The organism is Bacillus sp. Au-Bac7 (assembly GCF_021341655.1).
Taxonomy (GTDB): domain Bacteria; phylum Bacillota; class Bacilli; order Bacillales; family Cytobacillaceae; genus Niallia.
The window spans coordinates 60668-74574 of record NZ_JAJTTG010000002.1; the positions used below are offsets into that span (position 1 = coordinate 60668).

15 protein-coding genes and 1 pseudogene are annotated in these 13907 nt (G+C 37.7%); 10 read left to right on the forward strand and 6 right to left on the reverse strand.

Annotated features, from left to right (window positions below):
* Positions 1 to 25: 25 nt before the first annotated feature.
* The 3 genes and pseudogenes from LXM54_RS08820 to LXM54_RS28470 form a co-directional block, all read right to left on the reverse strand.
* On the reverse strand, positions 26 to 547 hold the full coding sequence (locus tag LXM54_RS08820) for a CBO0543 family protein (protein WP_233314849.1): 522 nt from the start codon (positions 545 to 547) through the stop codon (positions 26 to 28).
* 111 nt (positions 548 to 658) lie between these two features.
* The gene (locus LXM54_RS28465; RefSeq protein WP_442780452.1) at positions 659 to 1606 is read right to left on the reverse strand and encodes a methyl-accepting chemotaxis protein; all 948 of its coding nucleotides are present in this window, start codon (positions 1604 to 1606) and stop codon (positions 659 to 661) included.
* Between the two features lie 15 nt (positions 1607 to 1621).
* Positions 1622 to 2365 (reverse strand): annotated as a pseudogene (locus LXM54_RS28470) (HAMP domain-containing protein); the annotation flags it as partial.
* 1048 nt (positions 2366 to 3413) lie between these two features.
* Here LXM54_RS28470 and LXM54_RS08830 point away from each other — a divergent pair.
* A complete protein-coding gene (locus tag LXM54_RS08830) occupies positions 3414 to 4214 on the forward strand; it encodes a carbonic anhydrase (RefSeq protein WP_233314851.1) in 801 nt (266 codons plus the stop codon).
* A 61-nt stretch (positions 4215 to 4275) separates the two neighbouring features.
* On the opposite strand, the gene LXM54_RS08835 is transcribed toward LXM54_RS08830, so the two are convergent.
* Both LXM54_RS08835 and LXM54_RS08840 read right to left on the reverse strand, forming a co-directional pair.
* A complete protein-coding gene (locus LXM54_RS08835; protein WP_233314852.1) occupies positions 4276 to 4584 on the reverse strand; it encodes a spore coat protein in 309 nt (102 codons plus the stop codon).
* Positions 4581 to 4790, reverse strand: coding sequence for a hypothetical protein (locus LXM54_RS08840; RefSeq protein ID WP_233314853.1), 210 nt, complete (start codon positions 4788 to 4790; stop codon positions 4581 to 4583). The genes LXM54_RS08835 and LXM54_RS08840 overlap by 4 nt, the downstream gene beginning before the upstream one ends.
* 417 nt (positions 4791 to 5207) lie before the next feature.
* On the opposite strand from LXM54_RS08840, the gene LXM54_RS08845 reads away from it, so the two are divergent.
* The 3 genes from LXM54_RS08845 to LXM54_RS08855 are packed head-to-tail and all read left to right on the forward strand — an operon-like array spanning position 5208 to position 6948.
* Entirely contained in the window at positions 5208 to 5435 is a 228-nt protein-coding gene (locus LXM54_RS08845; protein ID WP_233314854.1) for a spore coat protein, read from the forward strand.
* The gene (locus LXM54_RS08850) at positions 5428 to 5796 is read left to right on the forward strand and encodes a spore coat protein (RefSeq protein WP_233314855.1); all 369 of its coding nucleotides are present in this window, start codon (positions 5428 to 5430) and stop codon (positions 5794 to 5796) included. Before LXM54_RS08845 ends, LXM54_RS08850 begins: the two co-directional genes overlap by 8 nt.
* 15 nt (positions 5797 to 5811) lie before the next feature.
* A complete protein-coding gene (locus tag LXM54_RS08855) occupies positions 5812 to 6948 on the forward strand; it encodes a zinc-dependent alcohol dehydrogenase (protein ID WP_233314856.1) in 1137 nt (378 codons plus the stop codon).
* A 66-nt stretch (positions 6949 to 7014) separates the two neighbouring features.
* Here LXM54_RS08855 and LXM54_RS08860 read toward each other — a convergent pair whose 3' ends face one another.
* Positions 7015 to 7461 carry an Rrf2 family transcriptional regulator gene (locus LXM54_RS08860; RefSeq protein ID WP_233314857.1) on the reverse strand — a complete coding sequence of 149 codons (447 nt, stop codon included), beginning with the start codon at positions 7459 to 7461 and terminating at the stop codon, positions 7015 to 7017.
* Positions 7462 to 7663: 202 nt separating this feature from the next.
* On the opposite strand from LXM54_RS08860, the gene LXM54_RS08865 reads away from it, so the two are divergent.
* The 6 genes from LXM54_RS08865 to LXM54_RS08890 all read left to right on the forward strand — a co-directional run bounded on the left by LXM54_RS08865 (position 7664) and on the right by LXM54_RS08890 (position 13890).
* Positions 7664 to 8530: an SDR family oxidoreductase gene (locus LXM54_RS08865; RefSeq protein ID WP_233314858.1), complete on the forward strand. Its 867-nt coding sequence runs from the start codon at positions 7664 to 7666 to the stop codon at positions 8528 to 8530.
* Positions 8531 to 8563: 33 nt separating this feature from the next.
* Positions 8564 to 9166: an NADPH-dependent FMN reductase gene (locus LXM54_RS08870; RefSeq protein WP_233314859.1), complete on the forward strand. Its 603-nt coding sequence runs from the start codon at positions 8564 to 8566 to the stop codon at positions 9164 to 9166.
* A 336-nt stretch (positions 9167 to 9502) separates the two neighbouring features.
* Positions 9503 to 10207, forward strand: a complete 705-nt coding sequence (locus tag LXM54_RS08875) for a response regulator transcription factor (RefSeq protein WP_233314860.1) — start codon at positions 9503 to 9505, stop codon at positions 10205 to 10207.
* Positions 10204 to 11205 carry a sensor histidine kinase gene (locus LXM54_RS08880; protein ID WP_233314861.1) on the forward strand — a complete coding sequence of 334 codons (1002 nt, stop codon included), beginning with the start codon at positions 10204 to 10206 and terminating at the stop codon, positions 11203 to 11205. The genes LXM54_RS08875 and LXM54_RS08880 overlap by 4 nt, the downstream gene beginning before the upstream one ends.
* Before the next feature lie 86 nt (positions 11206 to 11291).
* The gene (locus LXM54_RS08885; RefSeq protein WP_233314862.1) at positions 11292 to 12056 is read left to right on the forward strand and encodes an ABC transporter ATP-binding protein; all 765 of its coding nucleotides are present in this window, start codon (positions 11292 to 11294) and stop codon (positions 12054 to 12056) included.
* The gene (locus LXM54_RS08890) at positions 12031 to 13890 is read left to right on the forward strand and encodes an ABC transporter permease (RefSeq protein ID WP_233314863.1); all 1860 of its coding nucleotides are present in this window, start codon (positions 12031 to 12033) and stop codon (positions 13888 to 13890) included. Before LXM54_RS08885 ends, LXM54_RS08890 begins: the two co-directional genes overlap by 26 nt.
* The last annotated feature ends 17 nt before the right edge of the window (positions 13891 to 13907 follow it).

Sequence of the window (13907 nt, forward strand, 5' to 3'; positions counted from 1 at the left end):
CTGCCTAAGTTGCTGCTATCTTTTTCTACATCCACAAATTTCTAAAAACATTCCCCAATGACTTCTTTTTCCAGTGACTTTTTCCAAAGAACCAGACATGGAACAGACGCGAGCAGTAATAAGTAAGCCAAACAGTCGTAAAGCTCCAATACCATTTCCAGTTTTCATATTGAATCAGCTTCGTGTATTTAAGTGCTAATAATTCACCAATAATGATAAAACCGGTATGGAGAAAGTAGTATCCTATTTTAACTAAGGGTCCTTTTTTTTCAGGATAATAGGAATTAAATAAGGCGCATAGTGCTGGGTATCCAATATATTCAAAGGTAAAGCTGCCCTTATATGTTTTTTTGAAAAAAAGCCGTACAGGATAGTTGATGGCATCCTTCTCTACCACTAATAAACCAAAAAGCCAGGTAATCACTAGTTTGAATAAGAAAGCCAAGACTGCTGTTCGTGACTTTTTCTTTGGGATAAGTTTGAAGAGAATGATTAAGCTTAAGGCCAATACAAAACCTTCGATGATTTTTTCCTTTTTATACTTCATTCAGCTCACCTCATATACTGAATAATGTTGCCAAAAAGGTTAATCTTATGTAATTTCTCTCCAGAAAATCATAAAAAATGCCCAAGGTTCATTTACCTTGAGCAGTTTGATTCAATCATTTATTTCTCCATCTGCAATCTTAAAGCGGTGAACTAATTTTTCCAGTTCTTCAGACAGCTTAGATAAAGCAGTCGCTGATGCAGACACTTCCTGGAAGGAAGCAGTTTGCTCTTCTGTTGCAGCAGCGACTTCTTCTGTGTTTGCTAATGTTTTGTTAGAGCTGTGTGCGATTTCTTCCATTGACTGCTGAACGCCTTGCACCTCTGTTGTAATTTGGTCTGTTGTAGAAGCAACTTCTTTAATATGACCAGCAACAACCTCGATGCTGTTCAGTATTTCTTTAATATGTGAATTAGTTCGATCCGCCAGTTCCATTCCAGAATTCACATTTTCCTTTACAAGGGTCATATTCTCCACTGTTTCTAATGAATGATTCTGAATAGTGTTGATTAATGTATCAATATGGTTGGCAGAAGTACTTGTCATATCTGCCAATTTTCTCACTTCATCAGCAACGATGGCAAAGCCTTTACCATGTTCACCAGCTCTTGCCGCCTCGATAGCCGCATTTAGGGCAAGCAAGTTCGTTTGTCCGGAAATTTCCTGAATATTGTTCAAAGTATCTTTTATTTCATTGATGCTTGAGACTAAGGAGTGCAGGCCATTTTCTGCTAATCCAACCGAATGGTGGATAGTGCCCATCTGTCCTTGCATTTCGGCCATTGCCTGTTCACCATCGTTTGCTTTTCCTTTAATACGGTCTGATTCTTTTGCTACATGGTTCGCTTTAGTTGATACATTTAAGACATTTTGTAAGGAATTATTAACTCTGTTCAGACTTTGCTGTGCAGAATTGTTTTGCTCATTACTGTTTTCCGAAATCATCTGTATCGAGTCAGCGACTTGCTCTGCTGTTACTCGTGATTGCTCCATGCTTGCAGCAAGCTCATCTGAGGATTGGGCAACAGACTTAGAAGTTTGTCCAACTTGTGAAATCATGGATCTTAGAGAAGCAACAAATTCATTGAAGGAAGTTGCCAAATGAGCAAATTCATTCTTACCACTTACCTTCACACTTTTAGTCAAGTCTCCGTCACCTGATGCAATTTCAACCATCTGCTTATTCATGATGTTTAATGGGCGTAAAATCGAACGCAGCAGTATAAAACCTAATCCAATACTTAAACCTGCTGCTAATATAATGATAGTAATTAATGTAGTTTTTGCCATATCACTGTTTTTTTCATTATCTGCTTCAATTTGACTAACATTCTCATTTATTTGTTCTACCAGCTTGTCAACAGCAGGATCAAGGACTTCTTTTCTTACATTTCTTAAGTCACCAAAATGCAATGCCTCCGAATCAGAAGGACTATTATTGAATGTGTTGACAACTTTGTCACTCATAGACGTATAAGATTGGAAGCTAGTTTCTAGTTGCTCAATACTGTCTTTATACGTTTGATAAATTGATAACTTCTCCATAGAAGTTAGCGTATCTTCAATGTTTACAGCCTTTTCTTTAATTCCATCTGTATACTGGCTGTCACCTGTCAGTAAGAACCCTCTCTCATCATTGGACATTCCTGCAAGACGATACTGAACATGTGTAACGAGACGCTGCATCTCTTTTGCTTCATTTAATTTTTTAGAATAATCCTCTGCATTATGAAGGCTGTTATTGCTGTAAATACCAATACCAACTAAAGAAAAAAGCAAAACAGTCAGTATGATAATTAATTGTGTTTTAATTTTCATTCTCCAACCTCACTCATCTTAACATATATTTCTAGATGTTATATCGGTCCGTTTGAGTGAATTTGAAGAGGTTTTTCGGAAGATGATGTGGAGTTTAGGAAGAGGGAAAGGTTGTGAGCGATTACAAATTTTTTAAATCAATTTTTTTTATATACATAATGAAGAACACAATACTAGTAAGAAAATAATAAATACCTAGAATAGGTAAACAATCGGCGGCTATAACTATTAAACCACCTGTATTCATTAATAATCTCCAAATAAAAAAACTAATTAGAAATACGAACGGAACAACAATGAAAAGGACAGTGAAGATAAAGTTAATTTTATTCGCCACTATATAAATCTCCTTTACTATATTAATTCCAGCTGGAATTGGTAAGTAACAATTTTAGAGTTGCAATCATAATAGAAAAGAAGGCTTATGAAGACTCTTTAGTTTTGCTTTTACGATATTTTACAATGTCATATATAGCTCGGAGTGAAAAAATGATAATACCTAAAGCAATAATCCTTTTATCGTTATCAATAACTCGAATAAACAAAATAACAAGTATGACATAGCACAATAGATTAATAATTAAATTTGTTAACTCAGATTTGAACACGAATATCATTCCCTTTAGTTTGTTTATAAATATACGATTAATAATTAATAATGTTTCAGATATTTAATTTAGTCATTCGACTTTATATTAATTATCACTTTTATTACAAATATTTACTTTGTTTAACGCAATATACATTCATATATGAAAGAGGTTAATAGACATCCTGCTTAGAATGCTTGTGTAAAATTGGGTGAGCACTCCTTGTTGCAAATTCCAAAGTACTCAATATCTGTATTTTTATAGGTTTGTTATTAATCATACATCTATATTCATGAATAGTTAAGAGAGTCTAGTTTTTCGAATAAAGTTAAAAATGGTAAAATAAATCTATTTTTCATATGTAAGCGATTAACAAAAAATAACTATGTATGTATTATTATGGAAATTTAGTATCTTATTAATATAAGTTTTAATAAAAGAATGGGGAGACATTAACGATGAAAAAGATACTTGTATATCCATTGTTAGCTGTTGTCAGTGTATTTGGGATGGGAGCCTGTTCGACAGAAACTGGTGCAGGATTAAAAGCAGAAAAAGAAAGAGAAATCGATGCTGCGCATTGGTCTTATGAAGGAGACACTAGTCCTGTTCACTGGGGAGAATTAGGTCAAGCAAACTTAGCTTGTGTTGATGGAACGGAACAGTCACCCATTAATATTGATTTCTCTCAAGTAGAAGCAGAGACATCTGAAGGGGAGACGGAAATTAAGTATAAGTCTTCGTTCTTTACTCTTCAAAACAATGGGCATACAATTCAAGCAAATGCAGTAGACAAAAGCAATACGGCTGTAATTAACGGGAAGGAATACAACCTTGCACAGTTTCATTTCCATACCCCGAGCGAACATCAATTTAACGGAAAAAATTATGAGATGGAGCTTCATTTAGTTCATAAAGATGAAGATGGGAAGATTGCAGTTATTGGTGTAATGATTCAGGAAGGGAAAGAAAATAAAATATTAGCTGATTTATGGAATCAACTTCCACAAGAAGAAACAAAGGCAGATATCTCCTTAACTAAACCAGTTGATTTAAGTGCATTGCTTCCAAAAGAGCAAACTGCCTTTCATTATGATGGATCTTTAACAACACCGCCGTGTACAGAACAAGTAAACTGGACTGTGTTTGAAACACCAATTGAAATGTCGAAAGAACAAATTGAGACATTTCGACGAATTTTCCCTGACGACCATCGTCCCGTTCAATCTTTAAATGAACGAATCATCATAAAGAGCTAAGGAAGGCAAATCTGAACAACAAAAGCTAAACAATTTAGCTTTTGTTGTTTCTATAACAGTGTTACTTATCCTGCTTATTTGGAAGGCTTAAGGCTGTGTCTGTTGTTTGCAAGTCTACATTCAGCTGTTCATTCACATTGCTGGGATGATAGTAGCCGTTTGCTACCATATAATCACTGATTTTGCCATGTAAGTCTATCGCATCATGCAATTGTTTGTTCAACACGCAACGGACCTCCGGGGTAGCAGCCTCCGTAATCGCAAAAGCATAGTTTCTTATGCCAGATTTGGCGGAAATTAATAAATCTGTGGCAATAACCTGATCCGTAATATCTCCTAAGCCGATAAGGTTTTGCATAATTCCATTCATAATACATTGCCTCCTTGCTGAGCCAGCAAGCTCCTAAGTGCTTCGACAGCCTCACGAGATTGTGCCGCATCTAGATTAAGAATATCTTGAAGTGCGGCATCTTTTGCTAAAGTACCCATCGTTGTTGATTTAGTCAAGCATGTATTTTTAAATGTAAGAAGTTCATGAAGTTCTAAGCTTTCATGCAACCCTAAATTTCTTGGCATATGTTAATCCTCCTTCATAACACTTGCATACATAGTCCTTGTTATAATTTCACTAATAAAAGAGTTTATGCACTGTCTTACACTCATCCTGAGTTCCTGAATTTTCCTTCCAATTCCGTTCATTTTCTCGGCTGATTTATACAAAATAAACAGGAGAGATGAGGTGGAAATATGCCAAATGGCAGAGGTACACATGGGTTTGCAAATATAGAATCATTTGATTCTAACCGAAAAGTGCAAGAAAGACCGAGTAAAGAAAAGTTCGAACAGTCAAAACCAAAAAAATAAATAAAATAGAAATACTTCAACAGGTATAGTCTTGTTGAAGTATTTTGTATTAATCTGGAATTTTTGCAATCCGCATAAAGGAAAGATTGTAAACGAAAAATACTTTAGTAAACCTATGGAGGTGAGTGTATGGAGACTAATGGCTTAGCAAACCATGAGACATTAGAGCTGCATGAAATGCTGAATTTCAAAACAACTTGTGTAATTAAATCCAAGATGATGTCCGGTGTCGTCTTTGATCAGGAATTAAAGGCGTTAATGGAGAAGGATGTGGAGCAATCCATTCAGGCACTGGAATATTTGCAAAACTTTTATAAAATGCCTAACCCAGTTTCGGAGGAGAACTACAATGATTAAAGATTACTTAGAGGTGGAAAATGCGGAAGGCATGCCGGAAATGGCTGATTCTGCATTAGCGCTGGAGTTTTTGCTGAGCATTAAGACTGGTGTTCGAAATGCTGCGACTGCCTTGTCTGAAACGGTAACACCAGATTTACGGGAAGCTTTTCGGATTCAGCTTGAGGCAGGGTTGGCTTTACATGAAGAAGTGTCGAGCTTCATGATGAAAAAAGGGTGGCTGCATCCATATAATTTAGAAGATCAATACAAGATGGATTTAAAGTCTATTGAAGGTGCTTTAATGATTGGAAAGATGGATTTATTTCCTGGAGATACTTCCCGCCTTGGCATGATGGCGCAAATAGATGACGATGAATAAGAAAGGATGTAAAGAATGAAGGCTGTTACTTTCCAAGGCATTAAAGATGTAAAGGTTAAAGAAGTGCCGAGTCCAAAGATTGAAAAGAGTGATGATATTGTTATAAAAGTCACCACTTCAGCAATATGCGGATCTGATCTTCACTTAATACATGGAATGATTCCGAACTTTCCAGAAGATTATATTATCGGACATGAGCCAATGGGGATTGTCGAAGAAGTGGGACCTGACGTGAAAAATCTCCAAAAAGGGGACAGAGTTATCATTCCGTTTAACGTGGCTTGTGGGGAATGCTTCTTTTGCAAAAATAATCTAGAAAGCCAATGTGATAATTCTAATGACAATGGTGAAATTGGTGGTTTTTTTGGTTACTCCGATTTAACGGGAGGCTATCCTGGCGGTCAGGCTGAATATTTGCGTGTGCCATATGCCAATTTTACCCCATTCAAAATACCCGAAAATTGTGAAGTTGAGGATGAACAATTGGTACTGCTGTCAGACGCAGCTTCTACTGCTTTTTGGTCCGTTGATAATGCAGGTGTAAAGGATGGAGACACAGTGGTAATCCTCGGCTGCGGTCCGGTAGGTTTGCTGGCCCAAAAGTTTGCATGGTTTAAAGGCGCAAAAAGAGTTATCGCTGTGGATAATCTCGAATATCGCCTGCAGCATGCAAAAAAAACAAATAAAGTCGAGACAGTTAATTTTGAGCATCATCCCAATACAGGTGAATACTTAAAGGAGATAACAAAGGGCGGAGCGGATGTTGTCATCGATGCAGTTGGTATGGACGGGAAAATGACACCGATGGAATATCTCGCTACTGGCTTAAAGCTCCATGGCGGAACATTGAGTGCATTAGTTATTGCCAGTCAGGCTGTTCGCAAAGGCGGCACCATTCAAGTAACCGGCGTATATGGCGGAAGATATAACGCTTTTCCTTTAGGCGACATCTTTCAAAGAAATGTTAATATCCGTTCAGGACAAGCTCCTGTCATCCATTATATGCCTTACCTATATAATCTTGTATCACAAGGCAAGATGGATTTCGGTGATGTAATCACACATGTCATGCCCCTTAGTGAGGCAGAAAAGGGCTATGAATATTTTGATACACGAACAGACAACTGTATTAAAGTTGTCCTTAAACCTTGAATTAATAAAAACTAACCCACAAACATTCCGTGCAGCTATGCAATGCTAGTGGGTTAGTTTTTTTATTTATGAGCTACTTGTCATATCTTTCTCTTTTTGCTCAATATCTTTAATGATATCCTCAATTGTCACATTTTCCAGCTCTTTTTCTAAGGCTGTTTGGGCTGATGATAAAACAGGCGTAATCGAATCCTGAATGTTTCTGCCGACAGGGCAGTCACGCAGCGGATTTTCATGTACACTGAATAATTCCTGCTCTTTAACCACATCAACAGCTTTATATACATCTATCAAGCGGATGTCAGTAGGAGGTTTTGCAAGTTTAGCCCCTGCAATCCCCGGCTGCACTTCAATCAACCCGTTTTTTTTGAGCATCCCCATAATTTTCCTGATTAACGTTGGGTTTGTGTTAACACTTCCCGCCAAAAATTCAGAAGAACTGACTCCCGCTTTATTAATTTCCAATAAAGCTAATATATGAACACCAACAGTAAATCTGCTGCTTATTTGCATTTAACTCACCTGCTTATACGATTATGATGATCTTAAATAGAATAAAAAGTATTATACATGATATTCCCGAAAAAATAAAAAAACATTCTCGTTGACAAACACTATAGAAGTATCTATGATGAATACAGGTATTCGAAATAATTACAGCAATAATATGCATGATAACATCATTACATGAATAAATTTACTTGGAGGAATTGCAATGAAACTATTAGTAACTGGAGCAACTGGCAAATTAGGAAGCAAGGTGGTGAAGGAATTACTTAAAAAAGTGCCTGCAGAACAACTGGCAGTGAGTGTCCGCAATCCAGAGAAAGCAGAATGGATTTCTGCGCTTGGAGTGGAAGTTCGCCAAGGCGATTTTAATCAGCCTGAAACTTTGGCTGCAGCTTTTGCAGGGATTGACCGTTTGCTTATCATTTCAGCAGATGGAGATAACGAAACAAGAATCCGCCAGCATACAGATGCAGTAGCCGAAGCCGAGCGTGCTGGAGTGAAATTCATCGCATACACAAGTATCGGCAATGCACAGGCAAGCAGCAATTTCCTTGCTCCAACACATAAAGCAACAGAAACAAGAATTCAAGAGTCTGGTATACCATATTCTTTCTTGCGCAACAACTGGTACTTAGAAAATGAAAGCTCCAGCATCCAAGGAGTTCTAGCAGGAGCAGCATGGGTAACATCAGCAGGAAACGGCAAAGTCGGCTGGGCATTACAGCAGGATTATGCAGAGGCAGCAGCGATAGTGCTTTCTGGAACTGGTCACGAAAATACAATTTATGAACTTTCTGGCCCATTGCTAACAACGGATGAAATTGCCGCAGAGCTTGGTGCTGTTATTGGGGCAAATGTTGCTGTACAGCATGTGGATGATGCTGCTTACACAGAGATTATGAAGGGCGCAGGTGTTCCAGAGTTTCTCCTGCCAATGCTTGTTAATATTCAAAAAGACATCCGTGAAGGAACATTAGAAATTGAAAGCAATGACTTTGAAAAGGTGCTTGGACGTCCAGTAACATCTATTCGTAAAGGATTAGAGCAAATAGTCAAAGAAAACACTAAATAAGAGATCTTTCTCTTGTGACAGGTGGTTGATAAAATGAGTTTTTTCAAAAAGATTTTTGGGAAACAAACAGAGGAGGATGAGACAATGGCAGTTGAAAAGCTAAATATCGGGATTATTTTAGGAAGCACTAGAGAAGGTAGAGTAAGTCCGCAAGTAGGGGCATGGGTGAAAGAAATTGCTGACAAACGCGGTGATGCTAATTACGAAGTCGTTGATATTGCTGAATTTAATCTGCCGTTTCTTGGCACTACAGATGGCAGTGAGCCAAGTATAACGGCATGGAATCAAAAGCTCAACAGCCTAGATGGATTTGTCTTTATCGTTCAAGAATACAACCACAGTATCACAGGAGCATTAAAAAATGCCCTTGATTCAGCTCGCGAAGCCTGGAATAACAAAGCAGCTGGGATAGTAAGCTATGGTTCAACAGGCGGAGCTCGAGCTGCAGAACATTTAAGAGGGATTTTAGGGGAACTATTGATTGCCGACGTGCGTGTTCATCCAACTTTATCCTTATTCACAGATTTCGAAAATGGCTCTGTATTTAAGCCAGCTGATCTGCATCTTACAAATGTAAATGCAATGCTTGACCAAGTAAATGCTTGGAGCGGCGCTTTAAAAACAATAAGAAAGTAAAGATTTATTATAGATAAACCGGGCATCCGAAAGGATGGCCGGTTTTTTGCTTCATACGTTTCAGCTAAAAAAAGTGTTGATTTTCTCGCTCCGGAAATTGGAAATATGGCTATCGCATACGTTTAACTCTATTATTATAATTTTTAAATGGCCTAAATTAGCGCAAGCGCCTAATCCGTTTTATCAATTATAAGTACCAATTATAGATGTATACATCGCCTATACATCGCCTTTAAAGATGCTGCTTGTGCAGAGAGCGTTTTACGATTTTATGAATTTTTTGTCGCTGCTCCCATTCTATGCCATAATGGAAACTGAAATAAGGAGTGATCAAACATGCAAAAAATAATGATTGTTGAGGATGACCCTAAAATTGCAACCCATTTAAAGACGCATATTGAAAAATATGGTTATGATGTGACGTGTGTCATTGATTTTGAACATGTAATGAATACATTTTATGAAATAAATCCAAATCTAGTGCTGTTAGATATTAATTTGCCAAGCTTTGATGGTTATTATTGGTGCAGGCAAATTCGCAAGGAATCGGTTTGTCCTGTGATTTTTCTTTCTGCAAGGATAGGGGAGATGGATCAAGTGATGGCATTAGAGAATGGCGGAGATGACTATATAACAAAGCCGTTTAGTGCAGAAATTGTAATCGCAAAAATCCGCAGCCAGCTGCGCCGTGCTTACGGGGAGTATGCCAGCATTCCAGAAAGCCGAATATTAGAAAACGCTGGTCTAAGATTCTATCCAGAGAGACTCGAGCTTACCTATAGAAGCAAGAGTATTTCTTTATCAAAGAAAGAAGCAGATATTATTGAAAGCTTGATGGAACGATATCCTCGTGTGGCTGGACGAGAGGATTTACTGGAAAAGCTGTGGGATGACCAAAGCTATGTAGATGAAAATACATTGAATGTTAATATTACAAGAGTCCGTAAAAAGTTTCAGGAAATTGGCTTACACGATGCAGTGGAAACTGTAAGAGGAGCAGGATATCGGTTACATGTATCATGGTCGGCGGAAAAGAAATGAGATTATTCTTAAAAGAGCATACGTTGTTGATTTTTGTGCAGGCTGTGCAAATGCTCCTTTTTCTTTCGATTTTTTGGTTTGATGGCTATCGAGATATTAAGCTGTTTGCTTACGCTGTTTTTCTCAACTTTTTCATCCTTGTTAGTTATTTCCTATATTATTATTTATCACGGCAGAAAATGTACAAGCGTTTAAATCAGCCGCTGGAAACGCTTGATGACAGCTATCAAAAAACAGATGATGCCCCGATTTCTAAAGCCTTCGATGAGTTGATGCGAACTCAATACAAACTTTTTCAAAATCAATTGAAGCTAGTTGAAAAAGAGCAGGAAGAGCATCGTAAGTTTATGGACCAATGGGTGCATCAGATGAAAACCCCATTATCAGTAATTGAACTCACTGCCCAAAATTTAGATGAACCTGAGTCATCCAGCATCCGCGAAGAGACGGAAGTAATGAAGACTGGTCTGAACACAGTTTTGTATATAGCCAGGTTAAAAACAATAGAGCAGGATTTTCATATCAAGCCGGTAAATCTAGCAAAATTGATAGATGAAGTGAACGGTGAGAATAAACGCTTTTATATCAGGAACAAGGTTTATCCTAAGCTAGAGGTGCAAAAGCCAGGAATGACAGTCGAGACTGATGAGAAGTGGCTGTTTTTTATTCTCACCCAGCTTATTAGTAATGCAGTTAAATATTCTTCTGGGATTAGTAATCGGATTGTTATTTCCATTTATGAAAGAGAGAAACAAGCCATTCTGGAAGTAAAGGATTTTGGAATTGGCATACCAGAAAGCGATAAAAAGCGGATTTTCGATCCCTTTTTTACCGGAGAAAATGGCAGAAGGTTTCGGGAATCTACAGGGATGGGACTGTATTTAACGAAGGAGACGCTGAAATATCTCGGTCACCAGATTGAAATGGAGTCAGCATCAGGTAAAGGTACAACTTTTCGCATCGTTTTCTCGGACACGCAAAACCTTACAAGCTTGTAAGGAAAGTGTAAGAAGAATCGATAGTTAAGCACTACTTTTGCAAGGTATACTAATCACAGGTCAAAAGCAGAAAAGGAGATCTTGTGATGTTAGAAGTGAACCAGGTCAGTAAAATATATGAAGGCAAAATTGCTTATAAAGCATTAAATAATATAAATTTATCTGTTGAAAACGGCGAATTTGTAGGAATTATGGGACCCTCTGGCAGTGGGAAAACGACTCTTTTAAATATGATAGCAACAATTGATGAGCCAACGACTGGCGAGATATTGATCAATGGTAATAATCCGCATCAGCTCAAAAGAGAGGAGCTGGCAAAATTCCGCAGACGGGAGCTGGGCTTTGTATTTCAGGATTTTAATTTGCTGCATACCTTAACGGTAGAAGAAAATATTGTTCTTCCGTTGACACTCGATGGCAAAAAAGTAAAAGAGATGAAACAAAAGGCACAGGAAATCGCGGGAAAATTGGGGATTACCGCTATTATGAATAAGCGCACCTATGAGATTTCTGGAGGTCAGGCGCAAAGGGCAGCAGTGGCAAGGGCGATGATTCATGTCCCTAAATTGCTGCTTGCTGATGAACCAACCGGAAATTTAGATTCGAAGTCGTCCAAAGATGTCATGGAAATGCTGGAAACGATAAATAAACAGGAGCGCACAACGATGCTACTTGTGACTCATGATCCGCAAGCAGCCAGTTACTGTAATCGGGTAATTTTTATTCGGGACGGCAATTTTTATTCGGAAATTCATCGCGGCGATAATCGCCAAGCCTTCTTCCAAAGAATAATTGATACACTTTCTTTACTAGGAGGAGATGGGCATGACCTTTCGCAGATTCGCGTTTAATAATGTTATCCGCAACAAACGACTGTATGCAGCCTACTTCCTAAGCAGTATGTTTACGGTGATGGTATTCTTCACATTTGCGATTTTCGCCTACCATCACGTTATATCTGGAAGTGACATGAATTCCTCCGTACAACAAGGGATGAATATTGCAGGAGGAATCATCTATGTCTTTTCCTTCTTCTTCATACTATATTCTATGAGTTCCTTCTTGAGCACCCGGAAGAAAGAGTTAGGGTTATTGATGATGCAAGGGATGTCCGTTAGGCAAGTTCGTCTCATGATATTCATGGAGAACATGGTAATCGGTTTTTTTGCAACCTTAGGCGGTATTTTATTAGGATTGATTTTTTCTAAAGTGATATTATTAATCGCAGAAAATGTGCTTGTTTTGGATGACGCGCTAAACTTTTATTTTCCTACACAAGCCATTATCATCACATTTCTTTCGTTTATATTGTTGTTTTTGTTTATTTCGTTATTTGTTTCCTATATACTACGCAGTCGCAAGCTCATCGATTTAATCAAAGGAAATAAGAAGTCAAAAGGTGAACCAAAAGCTAATATCTTTTTAACGATTTCTGCAGTATTGCTGATTGGAGTTGGCTATGCAGCTGCTCTAATAGTAGAAGGTGCTGTCGTGATTGTCGCGATGCTGCCAGTAGTAATAGTCGTAATTATCGGTACTTATCTGTTGTTTACACAGCTGAGTGTATATATCATCCGCAGATTGAAACATAACAACAACATATTCTGGCGAAAAACAAATATGATTCTTTTTTCTGATTTATCCTTCCGGATGAAGGATAATGCCCGTACTTTTTTTATGGTTGCCATTATATCTACAGTAGCCTTTAGTGCAATCGGAACATTGTTTGGGTTTCAAACCTTCCTAACGGCAGGGCTGAAAAATAACAATCCTTATACGTTTGACTATATAACGGTAGATCAAGACAAGGAAGATGTTGCTTTTATAAATGAAACAATCAAGGAAGAAAAGATGGAAGCAAATCATGAGCAAACCCAGCTCCGCTATTATGAGGTAGGACAAGATCATATCTTTATAACTAGTGAAACAGAATTTAATCGATTTGCTGTTTTATTGGGAGAAAACACAATTAATATTGGCAAAGGTGAGGTTAAGGTAGTTGAATTTACCGGCAATGAATTTGGCCAAACGGAAGAATTACTTAAACAACCGTTAAAATTGAATTCAGGTACATCCTTGGTTCCAAAAGAAGTGATTTATTCCAGAGCCCTTCCAGCAACGGATTCTTATTATGTAGTTTCTGACCAGGACTTTGAGGAACTGCCAGCTCCTTTAAGTGAGGAGAGCTATCATGCATGGCAAGTCACAGAAGGGCAAGACAATATTATAGCAGCTTCCAAAAAGATAGAAGAAGTAGTTCCTCCTTATGAATTTTCTGCTAAGGATTATAGTATCTATCAGCTCAATAAGCAATATGGCTTAGTATTATTTGTAGGCTTGTTTATTGGAATAGTCTTTTTTGTTTCAGCGGGAAGCTTTCTATATTTCCGACTGTACGCAGATTTAGAGGAAGACAAACAGAAGTTTCGGTCTATTGCCAAAATGGGATTAACAGAGAAAGAATTGAAGAACGTTCTTACAAGACAAACGGCAATTCTATTCTTTACGCCGATTTTGGTGGCACTGATTCATGGGGCAGTTGCACTAACAGCGTTATCACATTTATTTTATTATGATTTAACAAAAATATCCACAGCAGTACTAGGTGTATTTACATTAATCCAAATAATTTACTTTGCGATTGTCCGCTTTTTTTACACAAAGCAGGTTAAAAATGTCCTTTGATGAAGGAAAAAAAGCAG

Bases quoted from the DNA above. Each gene is read 5' to 3' on its own strand.
- LXM54_RS08840 (WP_233314853.1), bottom strand. From the start codon at position 4,790: ATGCCAAGAAATTTAGGGTTGCATGAAAGCTTAGAACTTCATGAACTT.
- LXM54_RS08880 (WP_233314861.1), top strand. From the start codon at position 10,204: ATGAGATTATTCTTAAAAGAGCATACGTTGTTGATTTTTGTGCAGGCT.
- LXM54_RS08885 (WP_233314862.1), top strand. From the start codon at position 11,292: ATGTTAGAAGTGAACCAGGTCAGTAAAATATATGAAGGCAAAATTGCT.
- LXM54_RS08820 (WP_233314849.1), bottom strand. From the start codon at position 547: ATGAAGTATAAAAAGGAAAAAATCATCGAAGGTTTTGTATTGGCCTTA.
- LXM54_RS28465 (WP_442780452.1), bottom strand. From the start codon at position 1,606: ATGATTTCACAAGTTGGACAAACTTCTAAGTCTGTTGCCCAATCCTCA.
- LXM54_RS08845 (WP_233314854.1), top strand. From the start codon at position 5,208: ATGGAGACTAATGGCTTAGCAAACCATGAGACATTAGAGCTGCATGAA.
- LXM54_RS08830 (WP_233314851.1), top strand. From the start codon at position 3,414: ATGAAAAAGATACTTGTATATCCATTGTTAGCTGTTGTCAGTGTATTT.
- LXM54_RS08865 (WP_233314858.1), top strand. From the start codon at position 7,664: ATGAAACTATTAGTAACTGGAGCAACTGGCAAATTAGGAAGCAAGGTG.
- LXM54_RS08870 (WP_233314859.1), top strand. From the start codon at position 8,564: ATGAGTTTTTTCAAAAAGATTTTTGGGAAACAAACAGAGGAGGATGAG.
- LXM54_RS08850 (WP_233314855.1), top strand. From the start codon at position 5,428: ATGATTAAAGATTACTTAGAGGTGGAAAATGCGGAAGGCATGCCGGAA.
- LXM54_RS08835 (WP_233314852.1), bottom strand. From the start codon at position 4,584: ATGAATGGAATTATGCAAAACCTTATCGGCTTAGGAGATATTACGGAT.
- LXM54_RS08890 (WP_233314863.1), top strand. From the start codon at position 12,031: ATGACCTTTCGCAGATTCGCGTTTAATAATGTTATCCGCAACAAACGA.
- LXM54_RS08860 (WP_233314857.1), bottom strand. From the start codon at position 7,461: ATGCAAATAAGCAGCAGATTTACTGTTGGTGTTCATATATTAGCTTTA.
- LXM54_RS08855 (WP_233314856.1), top strand. From the start codon at position 5,812: ATGAAGGCTGTTACTTTCCAAGGCATTAAAGATGTAAAGGTTAAAGAA.
- LXM54_RS08875 (WP_233314860.1), top strand. From the start codon at position 9,503: ATGCAAAAAATAATGATTGTTGAGGATGACCCTAAAATTGCAACCCAT.